General features: G+C 70.4%; 11 protein-coding genes. 5 read left to right on the top strand and 6 right to left on the bottom strand.

From position 1 onward, the window contains the following. Positions 1-14: 14 nt before the first annotated feature. Positions 15-431: a YraN family protein gene (locus HPF_RS02620; protein ID WP_079364274.1), complete on the bottom strand. Its 417-nt coding sequence runs from the start codon at positions 429-431 to the stop codon at positions 15-17. On the opposite strand from HPF_RS02620, the gene rsmI reads away from it, so the two are divergent. Then, the gene (gene rsmI, locus HPF_RS02615; protein WP_241559580.1) at positions 431-1,345 is read left to right on the top strand and encodes a 16S rRNA (cytidine(1402)-2'-O)-methyltransferase; all 915 of its coding nucleotides are present in this window, start codon (positions 431-433) and stop codon (positions 1,343-1,345) included. The two genes, HPF_RS02620 and rsmI, sit on opposite strands and share 1 nt — an antisense overlap. 3 nt (positions 1,346-1,348) lie before the next feature. Here rsmI and HPF_RS02610 read toward each other — a convergent pair whose 3' ends face one another. Then, positions 1,349-1,666, bottom strand: coding sequence for a hypothetical protein (locus HPF_RS02610; protein ID WP_133155678.1), 318 nt, complete (start codon positions 1,664-1,666; stop codon positions 1,349-1,351). Positions 1,667-1,751: 85 nt separating this feature from the next. Between HPF_RS02610 and HPF_RS02605 the strand changes: the two genes are divergently transcribed. The 4 genes from HPF_RS02605 to HPF_RS02590 are packed head-to-tail and all read left to right on the top strand — an operon-like array spanning position 1,752 to position 6,840. Further along, on the top strand, positions 1,752-2,396 hold the full coding sequence (locus HPF_RS02605) for a DUF502 domain-containing protein (protein WP_066157427.1): 645 nt from the start codon (positions 1,752-1,754) through the stop codon (positions 2,394-2,396). Between the two features lie 10 nt (positions 2,397-2,406). After that, entirely contained in the window at positions 2,407-5,085 is a 2,679-nt protein-coding gene (locus HPF_RS02600; RefSeq protein WP_133155677.1) for a bifunctional acetate--CoA ligase family protein/GNAT family N-acetyltransferase, read from the top strand. Between the two features lie 34 nt (positions 5,086-5,119). After that, positions 5,120-5,761: a dioxygenase family protein gene (locus tag HPF_RS02595; protein WP_079364272.1), complete on the top strand. Its 642-nt coding sequence runs from the start codon at positions 5,120-5,122 to the stop codon at positions 5,759-5,761. Between the two features lie 44 nt (positions 5,762-5,805). Next, positions 5,806-6,840, top strand: coding sequence for a metal-dependent hydrolase (locus HPF_RS02590; protein WP_079364271.1), 1,035 nt, complete (start codon positions 5,806-5,808; stop codon positions 6,838-6,840). 20 nt (positions 6,841-6,860) lie between these two features. Here HPF_RS02590 and HPF_RS02585 read toward each other — a convergent pair whose 3' ends face one another. The 4 genes from HPF_RS02585 to dinG are packed head-to-tail and all read right to left on the bottom strand — an operon-like array spanning position 6,861 to position 12,766. Further along, entirely contained in the window at positions 6,861-7,331 is a 471-nt protein-coding gene (locus HPF_RS02585; RefSeq protein WP_079364270.1) for a CopD family protein, read from the bottom strand. 39 nt (positions 7,332-7,370) lie between these two features. Beyond that, entirely contained in the window at positions 7,371-8,903 is a 1,533-nt protein-coding gene (locus HPF_RS02580) for an alginate O-acetyltransferase AlgX-related protein (protein ID WP_165961641.1), read from the bottom strand. 27 nt (positions 8,904-8,930) lie between these two features. Next, a complete protein-coding gene (locus HPF_RS02575; protein ID WP_133155675.1) occupies positions 8,931-10,406 on the bottom strand; it encodes an MBOAT family O-acyltransferase in 1,476 nt (491 codons plus the stop codon). Between the two features lie 59 nt (positions 10,407-10,465). Next, positions 10,466-12,766, bottom strand: a complete 2,301-nt coding sequence (gene dinG, locus HPF_RS02570) for an ATP-dependent DNA helicase DinG (protein ID WP_133155674.1) — start codon at positions 12,764-12,766, stop codon at positions 10,466-10,468. Positions 12,767-12,777 lie beyond the last annotated feature (11 nt).

Genomic DNA, 12,777 nt, shown 5'->3' with positions numbered 1-12,777 from the left:
CGGCGCGCAGGGTATCAAAAGGTACCGGATGCATCAAAGGCCGCACGCAGCCACTGGATGTCCGGGACCTCCGCGCCGTCCCGCGCCCCCTGGATCAGGACCACGTCGAAACGGCACGCAGGTTCCGACCCCAGCCGCAGCAGAAAGTGCCGCGCGGCGAACACGATGCGCCGCTGCTTGACCCCGGTGATGCTCGCACCCGCCCCGCCGCGGCTGGCGCTCGCCCGCTGGCGCACCTCGACGAAGACCAGCGTGCCATCGGGCTCACGCATAATCAGATCGATCTCGCCGCCGCCGCGGCCAGGCGTGCGGAAGTTGCGCTGCACCAGCCGCAATCCGTGTCGCAGCAGATGCCGCAGGGCGGCGTCTTCGGCCGCATCGCCGCGCTGCTTGGTCGTGACCGAAGTCCCCTGTTTCCGGGAATCCCACATTGTCCGCACCCTCCCCTTCCCTGCTGGCCGCCGCCCGTGACATGGCGGGGCAGCAGCATTATCCGCAGGGCGCGCTCTACATGGTCGCCACCCCGATCGGCAACCTCGCCGACATCGGCCTGCGCGCGCTGCACGTGCTGGACCTGGTGGACTGCATCGCCTGCGAGGACACGCGCCACACCGCGGCCCTGCTGCAGAGCTACGGCCTGCACAAGCCACTGCTGGCACTGCACGAACACAACGAGGCCGAGGCCGCGCAGACCGTGGTGCAGCGCCTGCGGGAGGGTCAGCGCGTGGCCTATGTGAGCGACGCCGGCACGCCCGGGGTGAGCGACCCGGGCGCGCGACTGTGCGCCGCCGTGCACGCCGCCGGCCTGCGCGCCCTGCCCCTGCCGGGCGCCAGCAGCATCACGGCGCTGCTGAGCGTGGCCGGCACCGGCGGCCACGACGGGGGCTTTGTGTTCACTGGTTTTCTCTCGCCCAAGACCACCGAGCGTCAGCGCGAGGTGCAGGCCATCGCGGCCGACCCGCGCGCCTGCGTGCTGCTGGAGGCGCCGCACCGCATCGAGGCCCTGGCGCGCGACCTGGCCGCGCTGGGCGAGCGGCCGCTCACCATCGGCCGTGAGCTGACCAAGCAGTTCGAGGAAGTGGCGCAGGTGGCGGCCCGGGACTTTCCGGCCTGGCTGCAGGCAGGCGCCCACCGCACGCGCGGCGAGTTCGTGCTGCTGGTGCATCCCGCCACCGCAGCCATCGACGACAACATGGACGAGGCCACGCTGCGCACGCTCGACCTGCTGCTGGCCGAACTGCCCGTCAAAACCGCCGTGAAGCTGTGCGCCGAGATCAGCGGCGCGCCGCGCAATGCGCTGTACCAGGCCGCCCTGGCCCGGCGCAAGGGCGCACAGGAAGACTGAAGCTCAGCGCAGGCGCTGCAGCGGCGACTCGGCGCCCGGGCGCTCGCCCACCTCGGTCGCGTCCACGTCGACCACGTCGCCCACCGGTGCCCGGCCTGGCCACATGCCTTGCGCGTACTGACGAGACTGCTCGCGCATGCGGGAAAACATCACCACCGGCGCCGGCTTGCGCCCGGTGATCAGCGACCACGCAGACATCACCAGCACCGCCACCAGGGCCGCGAGCAGAAAGCTCAGCACGAACACCACCGCAGCCAGCACCAGGACCAGCTTGAGGGCACCACGGAAAATTCGGGACAACAGATCGGACACAGGATTCATGTGAGGCATCAGATAGGGACATTTTGCGCGTCTGCAAGTTCCGCCAGGTCAACCGGTTGTCGCCTGCCGCTGCTATGCTGAATCCATGAAACCGCCCGCCCCAGCGCCAGAACCGCGCCCCCCGCTCGCAAACCGCCTGTCGCAGTACTTCTTCCGCGGGCTGATCACCTTCCTGCCGCTGGCCATCACGGTCTACGTGCTGGTGATCTTCATCACCTGGACCGAGCGCACCGCCATGCAGCTGCTGCGCCCGCTCACCGGCGAGTTTTACCTGCCTGGCCTGGGCATCGCGCTGGGGGCGCTGCTGATCGTGGCATTGGGCGGTCTGATGTCGATGCGCGTCACAGGCAAGCTGCTGTCCTATGTCGAGCTGCCCTTCACCAACCTCCCGGTGGTCAAGAGTATCTATTCCTCGCTCAAGAACTTCGCCGATTACTTTGCCCCGCATGAACAGGACGCACAGCAGGTGGTGCTACTCAAGATGCCCGGGCACGAGCTGAGCACCGTCGGGCTGGTCACGCGCCAGAGCATGAAAGGCCTGCCCCGGGGCCTGGCCGAACTCGACGACCAGGTGGCCGTCTACCTCCCCATGGGCTACATGATCGGTGGCTACACCGTGTTCGTGCCCCGCAGCTGGACCACGCCGGTCGACATGTCGGTCGAGGAGGCCATGCGCATGGCGCTGATCGCGTTCATGGCGTCGAACCAGAACGGCAAGGGCGCGGCATGAGGGCCATCCAATGAGCATCCGCCACCTCGACGCCCTGTTCTCGCCCGCCTCGGTGGCGGTTTTCGGTGCCTCCGAACGGCCCTTCAGCGTGGGCGCGACCGTCTGGCGCAACCTGTCCAACGGGTTCAAGGGCCGGCTCTACCCGGTCAACCCCAAACACCGCCACATCGGCGATGCCCGGGCCTATGCCAGCGTTGAGGCCCTGCCCGAGGCGCCGGACCTGGCGGTCATCTGCACCCCGGCCGCCACCGTGCCCGGCCTGATCGCCCAGCTGGGCGAGCGCGGCACCCGGGCGGCGGTGGTGGTCACCGCGGGCCTGGACAAGGCCACCAGGCAGGCCATGCTGGACGCGGCACGGCCCCACACCCTGCGCATCCTCGGCCCCAACTGCATCGGCATGCTGGTGCCGCACCTGGGCCTGAACGCCAGCTTCGCCCACATCGGCGCCCAGCCCGGCGAACTGGCCTTCGTCTCGCAATCGGGCGCGCTGGTGACGGCCATGCTCGACTGGGCCTCGGCGCGCGGCATCGGCTTCTCGCACTTCGTCTCGCTGGGCGAACACGCCGACGTGGACTTCGGCGACATGCTCGATTTCCTCGGCAGCGACCCGCACACGCGCGCCATCCTGCTCTACATCGAGTCGGTCGAGGAGGCCCGCAAGTTCATGTCGGCCGCGCGCGCCGCCGCGCGCAACAAGCCGGTCATCGTGGTCAAGGCGGGCCGTTCGGCCGCCGGCCAGGCCGCAGCCGCCTCGCACACCGGCGCCCTGGCCGGTTCCGACGCGGTGTTCGATGCCGCCATCGCGCGCGCCGGCATGCTGCGCGTGCTCACGCTGGACGACCTGTTCCTGGCGGCCGAGACGCTGGCGCGCTTCCGCGATGGTCCCTCCGAGAAACTGGTGGTGCTCACCAACGGCGGTGGCGCCGGCGTGATGGCCGCCGACGAGGCCTCGGCCCTGGGCGTGCCGCTGGCGCCGCTGGACGACGCCATGCTGGCGCGGCTGGACGCGGTGCTGCCCACCCACTGGTCGCGCGCCAACCCGGTGGACATCATCGGCGACGCCCCGGCCGAACGCTATGTGGCGGCGCTGGAGGCGCTGGCGGGCGACGCAGCCAGTGCGGTGCTGTTCATTCACGCGCCCACCGCCATCGTGCCCAGCGCCGAGATCGCGCAGGCCGTGCTGCCCCAGGTCACGGCCAGGCCGCGGCGCGTGCTGGGCTCCTGGCTGGGCGACAGCGCGGTGGCGCAGGCGCGCCAGACCTTCCGCGATGCCGGCGTGCCCGACTACGCCACGCCCGAGGACGCGGTGCGCGCGTTCTCGATGTTGCGCAGCTACCGACAGCACCAGGCCGAGCTGCTGCAGACACCACCCGCGCGCGATGCCTCGCACGCCATGGACCTGCCCGCCGTGCGCACCATCGTGGACGCGGTGCTGGCCGATGGCCGCGAGATCCTCACCGAGCCCGAGGCCAAGTCGCTGCTGGCCGCGGCCGGCCTGCCGGTGGTGCCCACGCGGGTGGTCGGACCGAGCGCCGCCGAGGCCGAAGCCGCCGCCGAAGCGCTGGGCTACCCGGTGGTGGTCAAGATCCTCTCGCACGCGATCTCGCACAAGAGCGATGTCGGCGGCGTGCGCCTGAACATCGGCAGCGCGACCGAGCTGGCGCAGGTCTGCACCGCCATGCTGCAGCGCGTGCGCGAACTGCGGCCCGACGCCGACGTGCAGGGCTTCACCGTGCAGCCCATGGTGCGCAAGAAGCACGCGCACGAGCTGATCGTGGGCGCCAGTGTCGACCCACTGTTCGGCCCCGTCATCCTGTTCGGCGCGGGTGGCACGGCGGTCGAGGTGCTGGCCGACCGGGCGCTGGGGCTGCCGCCGCTGAACACGCCGCTGGCGCTGGCGCAGATCGCGCGCACCCGCATCCACCGCCTGCTCCAGGGCTACCGCGACGAACCGGCGGCCGACATCGACACGGTGGCGCAGGTGCTGGTGAGCGTCTCAGAGCTGCTGGCCGAGGTGCCCGAAATCGCCGAGCTGGACATCAACCCGCTGCTGACCAACCACGAGGGCGCCATCGCGCTGGATGCGCGCGTGCGGGTGTCGGCCCAGCGACCGGCCGGCGCGGCGAACTTCGCCATCCAGCCCTACCCGGTCGATCTGGTCGAGACCTGGGACTGGCGGGGTCAGGCGATCACCCTGCGCCCGATCCGGCCGGAGGACGAGCCCCAGCACCGCGCCTTCCTGGAACAGCTGGACCCGGAGGACATCCGCCTGCGCGTGTTCTACAGCCGCCGCCACATCGAGCACAGCGAGCTGGCGCGGCTGACGCAGATCGACTACGCGCGCGAGATGGTCTTCATCGCCACCCGGCTGCTGGAGGGCGGCGGCGAGGAAACGCTGGGCGCGGTGCGGGTGGCGATCGACCCGGACAACCGCGACGCCGAGTTCGGCGTGATCGTGCGCAGCGACCTCAAGGGCGGCGGCCTCGGGCGCCGGCTCATGGACAAGATGATCGGCCACCTGCGCCAGCGCGGCACGCAGCGCCTGGTGGGTGTGGTGCTGCGCGAAAACGCCGGCATGCTGGAACTTGCGCGCGCGCTGGGCTTCCAAGAGGGCGCCCACCCCGGCGAACCGGACGACCTCAGCCTGCGCTTCGTCTCGCTGGATCTTCAGAACCCGTCCCGCACCTGAACCGGTGGCGGGCCACCTCTTCATGGAGCCTGCCATGCCGACCGCCCCGCTGTCCTCGCGCCGATCGCTGCTCAAGGGCGGCGCCGGCCTGATCGCCGCCACCGCCGCACCCGCCTGGCTCACGCCCGCCCGGGCCCAGGGCAAGACCCTGCGCCCGACCCCAGGCCAGACCGAAGGCCCCTACTACCCGGTGGCCTTTCCCCCCGACACCGACTTCGACCTGCTGCGCACCGGCGCCGCAGCCTACGGCAAGGGCCAGCCCGCCTGGGTGAGCGGCACGGTGACCGACACCCGCGGCGTGCCGCTGGCCGGCGGTGTGATCGAGATCTGGCAGTGCGATCAGGACGGCCATTACCACCACCCCGGCGACGGCGGACGCGCCGATCCGACCTTCCAGGGCTTCGGCAAGGTCACCCTCGGGAAAGATGGCGGCTACCGCTTCCGCACCCTCAAGCCCGCGCCCTACAGCGGCCGCACGCCGCACATCCACGTCAAGGTCAAGCTCGACGGGCAGGAGCTGCTGACGACGCAGTTCTATGTGCAAGGCGACCCGGGCAACGCGCGCGACTTTCTCTGGCGGCGGCTGGGCGAGGAGGGACAGGCAGCCCTGACGCGGCCCTTTGTGAATGGCCCGGACGGCATGAAGGCGGAGTACGCCGTCGTCGTCCAGGCATGACCCCACAACACCATATTTGAATCGCCGGCCCCTAAGCTCGGCGCATGGATTCCCTCTCACAAATCGCCCTCGGCTCCGCCGTCGCCATCGGCGTCATGGGCCGCCGCACCGCGGTCTGGAAGGCCGCCACCTGGGGCGCCATCGCCGGCACCCTGCCCGATCTGGACGTGGTCATCGACCACGGCGACGCCCTGCTCAACATGGTGCTGCACCGCGCCGAGAGCCACGCGCTGTTCTGGTTGACGCTGTTCGCGCCGCTGCTGGCGTGGATCGTGTCGCGCGTCCATCGCGAGGGGCCCTTGTTCAGGCATTGGTGGTTGGCGCTTTGGCTCGTCTTGATCACCCATCCTCTGCTGGACGCAATGACCGTTTACGGCACCCAGCTGCTGCTGCCGTTCACCAACCACCCCTTCGGTGTGGGCAGCATGTTCATCATCGACCCGGCCTACACCCTGCCGCTGGTCGTGGGCGTGGTCGCGGCCCTGCGCATGAAGGACGCGGCGCGCGGTCTGCGCTGGAACGCGGTCGGGCTGGTGCTGTCCACCGCCTACCTCGCGTGGAGCGTCCTCGCACAGGAACACGTGGAGCAACAGGCGCGGACTTCGCTGCGCGAACAGGGCATCTCGGCCGAGCAGATGCTGGTCACGCCGGCGCCCTTCCAGACCCTGCTCTGGCGCGTCGTGGCATTGCCCGACGACCCGGCCGATCCGCATTTCCACGAGGCCTATGTGTCGCTGTTCGATGGACCGGAGCCGGTGCGTTTTACCGCCCACGACCGCGGCACCAAGCTGATGGCGACCCACGGCCAGGCGGCTCCGATCTCGCGACTCGCGGCCTTTGCCGGCGGCTTCGTGAAACTCTCGACCACGCCCGACGGCCAGTTGCGCATCACCGACCTGCGCATGGGCCAGGAGCCGGACTACGTATTCAATTTCCACCTCGGGCCGCTGCACGCGGTGGGCTCGGAGCCCACCAAGCAGGTCAGCGAACGTCCGCTCGTGGGCCCGGCGTTGCGCTGGATCGGTCGGCGCATGTGGGGGCTGGATCTGCCCCCGCCCTGGAAGAGTCGCAGCCCCTGAACGGCCTGGCCGCCCGCCCCTCAGGCCATCAGCAGGGTGAAGGCGATGATCACCACGCCGATGGCCAGGTTGGCACCGACCCAGGTGCGGATCGAGGCCAGCGCGGCACCACCCACCGGCCAGTCCTGCGCGGCCACGGCCTTGTCCAGGCGCTTGTAGAGCGCGAAGCGGATGTGGGCGAAGATGGCCATCATCAGCACGCCCAGTGCGGCCATCAGCGTCCAGTCCAGCGGCATGTTGAACGCCAGCCCGGCCTGCACCGTTTCCTTCGCGGCGCGGCCGATCATCCAGCCACCGGTGACGAACACCACCAGCACCGCCACCACCACGGCGCGGAAGAAGCGATGCAGCGCCGCGTGCATCAGCGGGATGCGCTGCGGCGGTGGCAGTTGCATCGCGGCCGGACGCAGGAAAAAGGCGGCGAACACCATGCCGCCGACCCAGACGACGATGGACAGCACGTGCAGCAGTTTGAGGGTGGCGTAGAGCATGCGGCCATCATACGGACATCGGCCCCGCAGGCACAGCCGTCACTGCGGCCGCGCCGCGGCAGCCGCTGCCGCGCGGTTGGGCCGCAGCGCCAGCTCCTGCAGCCGGAACTCGCGGCAATGCCCCTGCCCGCGCAGGTCCAGACGCAACACCGCCATCTCGCCGGCCGATCGCCCGTCGACCGTGGTCAGCCCGACCAGGGCACTGCGGTCTCCGACGTGCAGCCAGCGCACGCTGTGATCGCGGTGAAAGCGCGGCTCGTTCGCCCCACGCCAGAACAGCTGGACGGGCAGCGAGGCCGCCCCGTCCGCGCAGACCAGGTGCAGCGAGACGCCGCCAACCCCTGCCGCCGGCCGGGGCAGACGGAAGATCATCGAGGCGGCCCCCGATGTGGCGCGGAAGCCCTCACCGTGGCGCTCCACGCCGCTCATCTCGACCAGCTCCGCCGTGTGGGAGACACCACCGGCCTCGCCGGCATCCGGGCCAGGCGGGTACTGCAGGATGCCGGCAAAGACGGGCGTGGCGAGTGCTCGCTCGACCACGGTCACCACCACCACCTCGGGGCGCACCTCATCAATCAGCCGGATCAGCTGTCCGCCGTCCTTGTGCACGTCCCGCCAGTGCAGGCTCACCACCTCGGCAAAGCTGCGGTGCATCAGGTCGTCCATGCCTCTGCCGAACGAGTCGGTGAGCCAGAGCACACGCCGCGCATTGAGGGCCCGGTCGTGCTGGGTCTGGATGGGAAAGGTCAGCGCCACCCGCGAGTCGGCCACACGGGTCGGGTCCAGCGGGTCACTGCTGGCATACCGCCGGTGCACGCGCGCACCCAGCTTTTCGGAGACCGCAAGCACCGGTTCGGTTTCGGTCAGCCAGGGCCCCTGGCGCAAGGAGTCCGCCAGGTCGCCACCGGTTCGGGGCCTCAGCCCCAGCAGGCGGCGCTCGTCCGCCGAGGGCCACACCACGTCGGGCAGATCGGCACTGAGCGAGCGCGCCAGCGCCGCAAAGGCATGGGACGCGCCCAGGGTGTTCCAGTGGGTGTCGTGGCGATAGAACAGCGGACTCGGCGCGGTGGCCGCCGCGCGCCGCAGCAGCGCGCGGGTGTCGACAAACAGGTCCGCGTCGGCGTGGGCCAGCAACGTGTCGGCCACGCCGGGCACGGCCGGCGGCGAGGCCCATTGCGGCAGGTGCTCCGGGTACACCGCCTCCTTGTCCGCTGCCACCAGGATGCGGAAGGCCTTCACACCCCGGCTCCGCAGGAACGCGTCCCACCGGCGGGCGCCCTCGCCGTAGGACGTGCCCATGCGGATGTCGCTGGGCTGGCCGGCGCGGCGGTGGGTCGACAGCGACACGGCCTGGTCGTCCCCCAGGTACAGCCAGCCGTCGCGGCCAATCACCACCTGCCGGGGCGCGACGCTGATGCCCACCCGGTGCAGCACCGCGCTGGCCACGCGCAGCAAGGGCTCCGACGAGAACCAGCGCTCGACGCTGCAGCAGGCCGCACCCGGCGGCGGTGTCACCAGCCACCCGTTGAGCAGCGGCAGCACCGCCAGGCCCAGCAAGGTGGCCAGCAGCATGCGAAGGGATCGGCGCCGGGGCAGCATCTAGAAGTTGAAGTAAAGAAACACGGAACTGGTGCTTGCGAGGGTGGCGACCAGGGCGGCGACCAGCACGAGAGTGCCCGCCACCACTTTGGCATCGGTCACACCGGTGGTGGCCCAGTGGATCGCGTTGGGCCGGGGCACGATGCAGAACGCCAGCGCGATCATCAGCAGCGCCGGCAGGTGCGCGACGAGCTGAGCGGGCATGGCGCGCAGCAGCGCATCGCCCAGCCAGCCTGACCAGGCCAGGGCCTCGGTGGGCACATCCGCGAGCGGCACGGTGCGCAGAGAGGAAAAGTCCACCATGCCGGCGAGCACGCGCCGGGCGCTGTCCCAGTCCCTGGCGCGGAAGAACACCCAGGCCACGTTGACGAACAGGAAGGTCAGGCCCCAGGCCAGCGCGCGCGGCATGCGCCAACCCAGCCCACCCCAGAGCCGGTGGACCACCAGGGCCAGGCCGTGCAGCAGGCCCCAGATGACGAACATCCACGAGGCGCCGTGCCACAGGCCGCCGAGCGCGAAGGTGATGACGAGGTTGAGGTGGGTCCGCCAGCGCCCGGCGCGGTTGCCGCCCAGCGGGATGTAGAGGTGGTCGCGCAGGAAGTGGCTGAGCGTGATGTGCCAGCGGCGCCAGAAGTCCTGGATGCTGGTGGCGCGGTAGGGCGAGTTGAAATTGACCGGTAGCCAGATGTTGAACAGCAGGGCCACGCCCATGGCCATGTCGCAGTAGCCGCTGAAGTCGAAGTACAGCTGGAAGGTGTAGGACAGGCTGGCGACCCAGGCACCGACCAGGTCCAGCGGCCCTGTGCCGTCAAAGCCGGCGTCGGCCCAGCCGGCGAACACGTCCGCAATGGCGACCTTCTTGAACAGCCCGAGCCCGAACAGCAGCAAGCCCTTGACGAGGTTCGACTCGCGCGGCAGCCAGGTCCAGCGCGAATTGAACTGCGGCATGATCTGGCTGTGCTGCACGATCGGGCCGGCGATCAGGTGCGGGAAGAAGGTCACGAACAGCGCGTAGTTCAGCAGGTCGTAGTGCCCGGTTTCACCGCGGTAGCTGTCCACCAGGTAGACGATCTGGGTGAAGGTGAAGAAGCTGATCGCCAGCGGCAGCACCACCGGGTCCATCTGCACCGGCAGGCCCCAGAGCCAGGCCAGGTTCTCGGTGATGAAGTGGATGTACTTGTAATAGGCCAGCGCCAGCAGGTTGGCGGCGATGCCCGCGATCAGCCAGCGGCGCTTGTGCCGCAGGTCACCCCCCGCCGGCCAGCGCGCCAGGCGCCGGCCCAGCAGGAAGTTCAGGCCGATGGACACCAGGATCAGCGGCAGGTGGACCCAGTTCCAGTAGGCGTAGAAGAACAGGCTGGCCAGCACCAGCCAGGCCTTGCCCAGCACCGTGCGGCGCGCGCGGTTGAGCTGAAAATACACCAGCAGCGTCACCGGCAGGAAGACGAAGATGAAGGGCCAGCTGCTGAAAACCACGGAGACAAACTTCCTTCAGGCCCGCGCGGCATGCGCGGGCTGTTTCACGGCGAAGGGGGTCAACGCGCCACCTCGGTCAGACGGTCGCCGTCGCGCCGCTGCAGCCGGTACGGCGGCAGGCCCTTGAGCATGCGCCGGCCGTAGCTCTGGCGCAAAAGGCGCGCATCGTAGCAAACCACCACCGCCTCGTCGGTCTCGGTGCGCAGGGCGCGGCCGGTCCACTGCAGCAGGCGCGCGCCGGTCGCCGGCACCACCAGTTCGCTGAACGGGTCGCGGCCCTGGGCCTTGAGCCAGTCGGCGCGCGCCTGACCCACCGGATCGCTGGGCGAGGCGAACGGCAGCTTGGTGATGAACACCCACTCGCACAGCTCGCCCGGCAGGTCCAGCCCTTCGCCGAAGGACTGCAGGCCGAACAGGATCGAGGCGCCACCGTCGGCCACGCGCTCGGCGTGGCGCTTGAGCAGTTGCGTGCGCGAGGACTCGCCCTGCACCAGCACCTTCTCGCGAAGCTCGCTGTGCAGCCCTCGCTCCAGCAGGTCCTGCGCGCGCTTCATCAGCGCCTTGGAGGTGAACAGCACCAGGGCGCCGCGCTTCACGTGGCGCAGGTCGTCCATCAGCAGGTCGAGCATCTCGCGCGAATAGCCCTCGACGTCTTTCGGGTCGTGCTGCGTCTGCACCACCACCAGCCGGCCCTGGCTGGCGTGGTCGAAGGGGCTCTGCACCTCGCGCGCGCGCACGTCGTCATCGAAGGCCAGGCCGCTCTCGTGCAGGAAGTGGTCGAAGCCGCCGCAGGTGACCAGCGAGGCCGAGGTCGCGACCGCCGCCCGCACCTTGCTCCACAGGTGGGCGCGCAGCAGGCCACCGGGGTTGAGCGGGCAGGCGTGGGCGCTGAGCGTGACCAGGCCGTTCTGGATGCCGGCTTCGAGCCACTTGGCCAGCGGCGCCTGGCCCTCCACAGGGGCCTGCAGCCAGAGCTCGGCCGTGGCCGCCATGTGCTGCAGGCGGGGTGCAAAGGTGCCGATGCGGCTGTAGAGCTGGGCGCAGCGCGGCGCGTCGCCGGGGTCGTCGCGCGCCAGCACCTTCAGCTGCGCCGCGATCAGCTCGAACTCCTTGAGCAGCGCGCCGGCGCGGCTGGCGATCTGGCCCACGGTCTCCTCCCAGTCGACCGGCAGCAGCCCGCCTTCGAGCCGCTCGGTCGCATTGGGCAGGTTGAATTCGAAGCCGGCGCCGCCGTCGCGGCCGTTGCGCGGGCGCATGCCGCCCTGCTTGCCCGAGAGCGCCAGCCACTCGGGCGATTCGGCCAGCCGGGCCATCGCACGGCGCGCCAGCTCGGCCTGCGCTGCCTTGAGCTCGCGCGCCAGCGTCGTGACGTCGATGCCCAGCGGGTGCGCAATCGCGCCGGCCACGTCGGTCACGGCGCGCGGCAGCTTGTCCAGCCAGCCGCCGCGCATCAGGTCCATGCTCTCGGTGAACTGGCCCTGGGCCACGCTGCCCAGGTGGTGCGCCTCGTCGAACACCAGGTAGCAGTCGGACGGGTCGGGCAGCGCGTGCAAGCCCAGGGTGGACAACAGCAGGTCGTGGTTGACCACGATCACCTGCGACTGCGCCAGCTTCGCGCGCGAGCGGTAGTAGCTGCAGCCGTTGTAGCTCGGGCAGTGGCGCGCGGTGCAGGTGTGGCGCTCGGCCGCCACCGGGGTCCAGACATCGCCTTCGGGCGGCTCGGCCAGCCGGTCGCGGTCGCCATCCCAGTCACCGCTGTCCAGCATCTGGCCCCAGCGCTCGTAGATCCGTCCGCGCTCGGCCCACACGCGCTCCAGCGCGTCGCCTTTGTCAGCGCTGGAAGGCTTGTCGTCGGGCTCGTCGCCGAACAGGTCCGAGGTGGCCGCATCACCGCCGGCCATCTGGTCGAGCTTGAGGCGGCACACGTAGCGCCCGCGCCCCTTGGCGAGCGTGAAGACGAAGGGCTGCGGCAGCACCGCGGCCAGCGCCGGCAGGTCTTTCGCGATCAGCTGCTCCTGCAGCGCCACGGTGGCGGTGGAGATCATCACGCGCTTGCCCTGGGCCAGCGCCAACGGGATCACGGTCGAGGCGTAGGCGGCCGACTTTCCCACGCCCGTGCCGGCCTGCACCACCGCGATGGCGCGCGGGCCGGCAGGCGGCGGGTCGTCGCCCTTCTCGGGTTTGGCAGGCCAGTCGACCAGGCTCAGGGTTTCGGCGATGTGGGCCGCCATCTCGCGCTGGCCGGCGCGCGCGCGGAAACCGTCCAGCCGCGAGACCACGTGGTCGAAAGCGCCCAACGCCAGGGCTTCGCGCGCCAGCGGTCCGGAGGGTCGGTCGGTCGGTTCGTCGGTCAAGGGCATCGGGCCAGGAA

The organism is Hydrogenophaga pseudoflava (assembly GCF_004353865.1).
Taxonomy (GTDB): Bacteria; Pseudomonadota; Gammaproteobacteria; order Burkholderiales; family Burkholderiaceae_C; genus Hydrogenophaga; species Hydrogenophaga pseudoflava.
Note: the sequence above shows the minus strand (reverse complement) of the source record. Positions and strands in the feature narration are given on the sequence as shown.

Excerpts from the sequence above, each read along its gene's own strand:
- HPF_RS02580 (WP_165961641.1), bottom strand. The coding sequence starts at position 8,903 with ATGCTGCTGGCCACCTTGCTGGGCCTGGCGGTGCTGCCGCTGCTCAAC.
- HPF_RS02620 (WP_079364274.1), bottom strand. The coding sequence starts at position 431 with ATGTGGGATTCCCGGAAACAGGGGACTTCGGTCACGACCAAGCAGCGC.
- HPF_RS02585 (WP_079364270.1), bottom strand. The coding sequence starts at position 7,331 with ATGCTCTACGCCACCCTCAAACTGCTGCACGTGCTGTCCATCGTCGTC.
- HPF_RS02610 (WP_133155678.1), bottom strand. The coding sequence starts at position 1,666 with ATGAATCCTGTGTCCGATCTGTTGTCCCGAATTTTCCGTGGTGCCCTC.
- HPF_RS02605 (WP_066157427.1), top strand. The coding sequence starts at position 1,752 with ATGAAACCGCCCGCCCCAGCGCCAGAACCGCGCCCCCCGCTCGCAAAC.
- HPF_RS02595 (WP_079364272.1), top strand. The coding sequence starts at position 5,120 with ATGCCGACCGCCCCGCTGTCCTCGCGCCGATCGCTGCTCAAGGGCGGC.
- HPF_RS02600 (WP_133155677.1), top strand. The coding sequence starts at position 2,407 with ATGAGCATCCGCCACCTCGACGCCCTGTTCTCGCCCGCCTCGGTGGCG.
- dinG (WP_133155674.1), bottom strand. The coding sequence starts at position 12,766 with ATGCCCTTGACCGACGAACCGACCGACCGACCCTCCGGACCGCTGGCG.
- HPF_RS02590 (WP_079364271.1), top strand. The coding sequence starts at position 5,806 with ATGGATTCCCTCTCACAAATCGCCCTCGGCTCCGCCGTCGCCATCGGC.